Origin of the sequence: Paenibacillus maysiensis, assembly GCF_000520815.1 — a bacterium.
Taxonomy (GTDB): domain Bacteria; phylum Bacillota; class Bacilli; order Paenibacillales; family Paenibacillaceae; genus Paenibacillus; species Paenibacillus maysiensis.
Window position 1 is genome coordinate 1 of sequence record NZ_ASRY01000050.1, and the last position, 6,269, is coordinate 6,269.

5 protein-coding genes are annotated in these 6,269 nt (G+C 47.8%); all 5 read right to left on the reverse strand.

What is annotated here, in order from left to right:
- Positions 1–1,872 (reverse strand): ACP S-malonyltransferase (gene fabD / locus L696_RS0103875; RefSeq protein ID WP_025682481.1); only part of this gene is annotated, 1,872 nt, incomplete at its 3' end.
- 24 nt (positions 1,873–1,896) lie between these two features.
- Entirely contained in the window at positions 1,897–2,574 is a 678-nt protein-coding gene (locus L696_RS0103880) for an MBL fold metallo-hydrolase (protein ID WP_025682482.1), read from the reverse strand.
- Between the two features lie 141 nt (positions 2,575–2,715).
- Positions 2,716–4,356 carry an MFS transporter gene (locus L696_RS0103885; RefSeq protein WP_025682483.1) on the reverse strand — a complete coding sequence of 547 codons (1,641 nt, stop codon included), beginning with the start codon at positions 4,354–4,356 and terminating at the stop codon, positions 2,716–2,718.
- Positions 4,357–4,683: 327 nt separating this feature from the next.
- On the reverse strand, positions 4,684–5,280 hold the full coding sequence (gene loaP / locus L696_RS0103890) for an antiterminator LoaP (protein ID WP_025682484.1): 597 nt from the start codon (positions 5,278–5,280) through the stop codon (positions 4,684–4,686).
- A gap of 228 nt (positions 5,281–5,508) precedes the next feature.
- The gene (locus L696_RS32600) at positions 5,509–5,676 is read right to left on the reverse strand and encodes a stalk domain-containing protein (RefSeq protein WP_425339297.1); all 168 of its coding nucleotides are present in this window, start codon (positions 5,674–5,676) and stop codon (positions 5,509–5,511) included.
- Between the last annotated feature and the right edge of the window lie 593 nt (positions 5,677–6,269).

Consider the following 6,269-nt stretch of genomic DNA (forward strand, 5'->3'; position numbering starts at 1 on the left):
GCTTTCCGTCACAGCCGCAGTCTCTTCCACGGACACAATCGGGCTTGCGTCCCGGCTAATGTTTGCGGCGAGCTTGGACAATACATTTCCGGGCCCGATCTCTTCAAATCTCATATCTCCCCTTCCCATCAAATAACGGATACTGTCCGTCCAGTTAACATAACGGGTGATCTGCATCGTTAAATTCCGTTTGATGTCCTTCTGGAGATATGGCCTTGCGTGCACATTGGAGATGACGGGAATATTCAGCTCCGAAAACGTAAATAAATCAAGATAGGCGGCAAATTCGCGTTCCGCTTCCGCCATATGCTTGGAATGAAACGCGCCGCTGACATTAAGCGGTATGTACAAGTGGGCACCGATCGCTTCGAACACAGGCTGTGCAGCCTCAATATCCGCTTTCATTCCGGCGATCACAATTTGCTTGGGCGAATTATAGTTGGCGATGCTGAGATTAGGAAAATGCCGATTCAGCACATCTTGAACCTGCTCTGCAGTAAAGCCGATTACGGCGGCCATCCCGCCGCCTGTCGCCTTGCTCATCAGCTCCCCTCTTTTGTTCACAAGCTTCAGTCCGGTCTCGAAGTCAAAGGCGCCGGCTGCAAACAGCGCATTATACTCTCCGAGACTGTGCCCGGCCACATAATCGGGCGCTTTGCCTGCTTCCTTCCGCTTCTTCATGTACGAGAGCGCATTAACGACATATAACGCCGGCTGGGTATACTGGGTACGTCCCAACTGCTGCCGCTCATCCTGCAAACACAACGCTTTAATGGAATATCCCAGAATCGCGTCAGCCCGCTTCGTCCATTCCCGAAATTCGTCGAACAACTCGCCGCCCATTCCTTTGTGCTGGGAGCCCTGTCCCGGAAACATATAGGTTATCATGCTTTGATCCACCTCTATCTTGGAAATTAAATTTTTTCCGCCGTACGTGCGTTTCACCCGTTCAAACTCATTCCAGTCGTTGCCGTATGGCGTCAAGATGGTGCAGCTCTCCGACAGCGATTCCTTGCCGAGATTGCGCTTTACAAGATTGGCCAGCGTTCCCGCAGGCCCAAGATCCAAGTAAGCAAGGGCCTGCTCCGCTTCCAAAGTCCGGATCGCCTCTGGAAGCAGCATGGGCTCGCGGACCGCATCCCAAAGCCGGGTTGGCGGCCACACCCGCACCCTGCTTCCGGAAGTGCAGGAGATGAGCGGAATACGGGGAACCCTATAGGTATGCTTCAGCAGAAGCCTGCAAAATAAAGGTGCAGCGGAATCAATCCCCGAAGAGTGAAAGGCATGCGAAACCGGGATACGCTCGCTGGCAATCTTCTTCTGCGACAGCATCCCGGCAATATGATCAAGCGCAGCATTGGTTCCCGACGCCACAAAGTGCCCGGCAAAGTTTACCGCAGCCAGTGTGCTGTTCCGGTGCAACATGGGCTCCTGTCTGTACAGACTGGCGTTATCCAGTATAGCCAGCATGCCTCCCGGCCCGCAGCGCGCCTCCAGCAGCTCCGCCTGGGCGATGACAAGATTCAGTGCCTCGTCAGGCGTAAGCACACCGGCCGCTGCAGCCGCCGCAAACTCTCCCAGGCTTGTTCCCAGCACATAATCCGGAACAACGCCTTCCTCGAGCAACGTCATGAACAGCGCATATTCCACCATAAATATGGCCGGATGCGTACACAAGGTCCGATCCTGCTTCTCTCCTTTACGGCCGGCATAAATCGCTTCAATTACTGAGTTTCCCAGTCTGGAGCAGGCCGTTTGATCCAGCCTCACCATCCAAGAGCGGAAGACTTGATGGCGGGCCAGCAGTTCTTTTCCCATATGTGCATATTGCGAACCCTGACCGGAAAACATAAACACTATTTTTCGCTTCATCGCATTCCCCTTGAATCAGTTCTTTTATGAAAACCGGAATATATGCTGCTGATTTTTGCGCATCCGGAAATTAATAAAGACTTCTTTATCGTCGATCAGTAAATAAATATTGCTTTGCAAAAGATAACCCAGTGTGTATCCGGGCGCTTTCCCGTAGGAATGCCCAGGATACACGCACACATGCGGAGCCACCGTATGCTTGATCCGTTGAATGCTGTTAAACATTTCATCCGGCGATCCTCCAGGTGCATTGCATATGCCGCAGCCTTCGGTAAATAGAGTGTCCCCCGAGAATAAGTGGCCTGCCAGCAAAAAGCACGCCCCGCCTGCCGTATGCCCCGGAGTAACCAGGCAACTAATCAATGTGCGGCCAAGCCGGATTTCATCCATATCCTGAAATGGAACCAGGTTCTCCGTATCGAAGCCGTAATAATCGATCTCCGCCGCAGACATATATACTTTGGCATCGAAGTATCCCAGCAGCGGCCGGACCAAATTGACATGATCATCATGGGAATGTGTCAGCAGAATAGATATCGAGTTTACGTTCAAGCGCCTTATCTGCCCCAGGATCAAATTTAAGTCCCAGGCCGGGTCTATAATTACCGCTTCATTGCTATATTTGTCCACAATAATATAGTTGTAATTGCGGAACCGCTCGGCCCCGACCTGCAATAAATGCACATCATATGACTTTTCCAAACCGGATCACCTGCTTCATGTGTATCACAAAGTACTATTTATTTCCAGGCATGTCAGCAGCAATAAGAAAAAGCTTATAAAGCGGCGCCTTCCCGCCGTCTATAAGCTTGATCCGTCACTTGCTTCCGCTTGCACCGATATTCAATTTTCGCTGGCTCCGGCTTCGGAAACGCTGGCCCGTGGTTTGGGTCTGCGGAAGATGAGTCCGATAAGCATCGACAACAGCACAAAGGGAAGGGCAAAGGTATACAACACGGAGAAGCTGGACCCCACCGTTTTTTGTGCGTAACCGGCAATGTCGCTTACATACGCCGCGATGCTATTTTGTGTATCGGACTGGGCAAATGCCGTTACCGGCTGATCCGCCGCAGATTGCTCCAATACATCTTCTATGCTCTCCTTCGACAATTTGCCGCCAAGCAGGATCGTTTGCTCCATTGTCTTGGAGATCCGCTCTTGTTCCTCAGGTGAAACATTCAGTTGGGCCGTCTGTGCAGAGGCATATTGAACGACATCCAGCTTCTTGCTTTCAATATTATGGTTCAGTGCCGATACAAAAATGGCAACAGACAGCAGAATGCCGATTTGCCGGATCATCGAGAAGACACTTTGCGAAGACGTGAGCATCTCGCTGACAAAGGACGACGCACTGGCCATCGTCGCTCCGGCAATCAGGAAGCTGAAGCCAAGCCCGACCAATACGCATATGACAATCACTTGACCGGAGGAGCTTTGGACATTCAAATTCCGCATCATAAAGTAAGGGATGCTCAATAACAGAAAGCCGAATGAAATCGGGAGTGCATATCCGATTTTCTTAATAAGAAGGCCGGCGGCGTTGGAGAACACAAAAACCGTTGCCGAGATCGGCGTCACAAGCAATGCTGCCTGAAACTCCGACTTGCCCTGATACAATGTCAGAAATTGCGGCATCAGCACCATGACGGCGATAATAAAAAGGAACCCGACCAAAACGGTTACGATCGATCCGACAAATACCCGGTCTTTAAACAGCTTCAGTTGAATCATCGGCGACTTGTTCTTCCGTTCAAAGCGCAGGAACAGGACAAAAGCCAAGGCAAAGACCGCATAACAGACGATGGCCCTCAGGCTCGCCCAGCCCCAGCCAAATCCTTTAATCAGCACCAGGTTTAACGAAAAAATCGCGATCCCGCATAACAGAACTCCGATCCAGTCAATGGCCGCTTTCACCCTTGTCTCATGCTTCAGATCCAAGATGTAGAAAGAAGCTATCAAACCGCCCAGACAAATGGGAACATTCACGTAAAATACCCAGTGCCAGCTCAAATTCTGCGTAATGATGCCCCCTATGGTCGGTCCGAGCGCTGTCGCCAGCCCTTGGGTAGCCCCCAGCAATGTCAACGGCACAGCCCGTTTCTCCAACGGCACGGCACTGACGCCGATAACCATACTGCAAGGAATGAGGCAGGCCGCACCGATCCCCTGCACGAAACGGAATACAATCAGATCTGTTCCGCTGTCGGACAATCCGCACAGGACGGAACCCAGACCAAATACCACAAGGCCGGCCATAAAAAACTTATGTTTACCGAAAAGGTCGGCAAACCGGGCCATTGGGATGGCAAGCACAGCGATTGCCATGGTATAGACGTTCAACATCCAGGAACTCGTTTCAAGAGTGGTATGCAAATCCTCCTGAATGGCGGGCAGCGTGATGTTCATAATTGTCGAATCCAGCATGCAAATAAAAATCCCTAAACACATGAGAACAACAACAGGCATTCCGTTTTGTTTTTTCATACATCCCTCTTCTTTCTTGGCCTCAGCGATTTTTTCTTTCCAAAAAAAATACTGAAACAGAGATCCTGTTTCAGCATGGTTGTTAATGTTTAATTGTTCAGACGAATCGGTCACCGTAAAAATCTGCCGGCGGACACAGCTCCGCCAGGTCGTCTATATACAACATACACACTACACCGGTGTTGATATGGCCTCAAAGCTACCCCAACGCACCGTAGCAGCGATTGGCTTAACTTTGATTATTGTGGCTTGCACAGGCAGCATGTGCTGTACGAACATAAAAGGTGATTTATTTCACAACTCTATAGCAAACGAAACGCCATAGCTTTAAGAAATTGGATTAGTGTCGGGCGTTGCCAGCATTTCAATTCCGATATCCAGCGGTTTGTCGTGTCCCATGAACTGCAGAACAATGCGCGCCCTTCTCTTGCGTTTATCGATCCTCTTAATCAGGCCTTCCTGGCCTTTCAGTGGACCATCGCATACGGTTACTTTGGCATTCTCCACATATAAGGTTGAGAAATCGATCACATCGTCATTGCCGATAAGCTGCAAAATCTGCTCCATTTCATTATCGTCAACTTTGGAGAATAAAAAAAGCTCCGCAGGATCGCCGTTATCTCTGGTTCCATTGCGGATCCTTCCCTGATTCCGCGTATAATAATTGTGATAGCAGTTCAAAAGCCGGTAGCACCTTGGAATTCCCTTTAGATCATAGTAAGTCTTCACGCTCATCTTCGTATTCACAAAAACATACCCGGGAAACATCGTTCTGCATACTTCCAAGGTCTTTCCTTGCTTACGCTCTTGAAGCCTCCGTTTCGGGACAACCGCTGAAATAACGGATTCGTCAAAACGCTTATGGATGAATCTCTGAACCAAGTTTTCCTTGCCCGTTTCGACTGACAACACATACCAATCCATACCTGTAGGAATCCTCCTTCAACGATGTCACAAACGCCATAAGAAGTGAACACTCCGGCACCGAAATTCAGTACCACTTTTATTTCTATTAAAATATTTTTTACATTTACACTACTTGCTACATTCTATCACTAGTATTATTTCTATTCAACCAATAAATTACAACAAAATACGACATAAAAGCCCTGAATTCGTCTTTATTTACTATAATATTACATCAAGTATGTATCAGGCGCTGCTCGTTCTCGTGTTGATGACGATTGATTGTAAACCCACGGTTAGTTTCAGTTTATTTTTCGTATCTGAATCAGTTACTGTAACCGTCTTGGTTTTATTGTCCCATTCCACTTTTAGATTTGGTATAAGAGAAACTGTACGTGTAGGAACTAATGTCACACTGTTTTAGGATCTTGTAAATTAATAGATATTTCTGGTGCGAATGCCAAGCTCACATGATTTTCCTGTGTTATTCGCACCTCAGATTTTGTCGAAATTCGTTGAATGTGTACAAAACGTGAACTTTAATCAGAGAATTTAGTATAATCTAGTTACCATATTTACTGTTGTACGCTACACTGGAGATTAGAAGGCCCTTGGATACGTAGTTTTTTGCTGTCGCGCTCTATATGATAGCGTGGAATATCCCGCCCTGTATTCTTCTTGCCGTCTTATATTCTGAACTACTCGTGTGGGAATAATAAAAAATCGTTCCATTAATTAAAGTAAAGGCCTTACCCAAAAGTCTCCCAAATATTTGGTATTTCAAGTCTTGCACATATCGTCTAAAAATTCAACGATTACGAAGTTAACTAAGGCAATCAGATAAGGTCCTAAAAGATACTTTGCTTTGATAGTTTTTAAAATTGCAGGGGCATATGGTGACTCCTTATAACGCCTAAGGTAAATGGAAGGATTTACACTTTCAATATTTAGGATTCACGCTAACCTGCCCGTTCGTATTATGAGATCAACCAGTTCTTTCTGGTTGA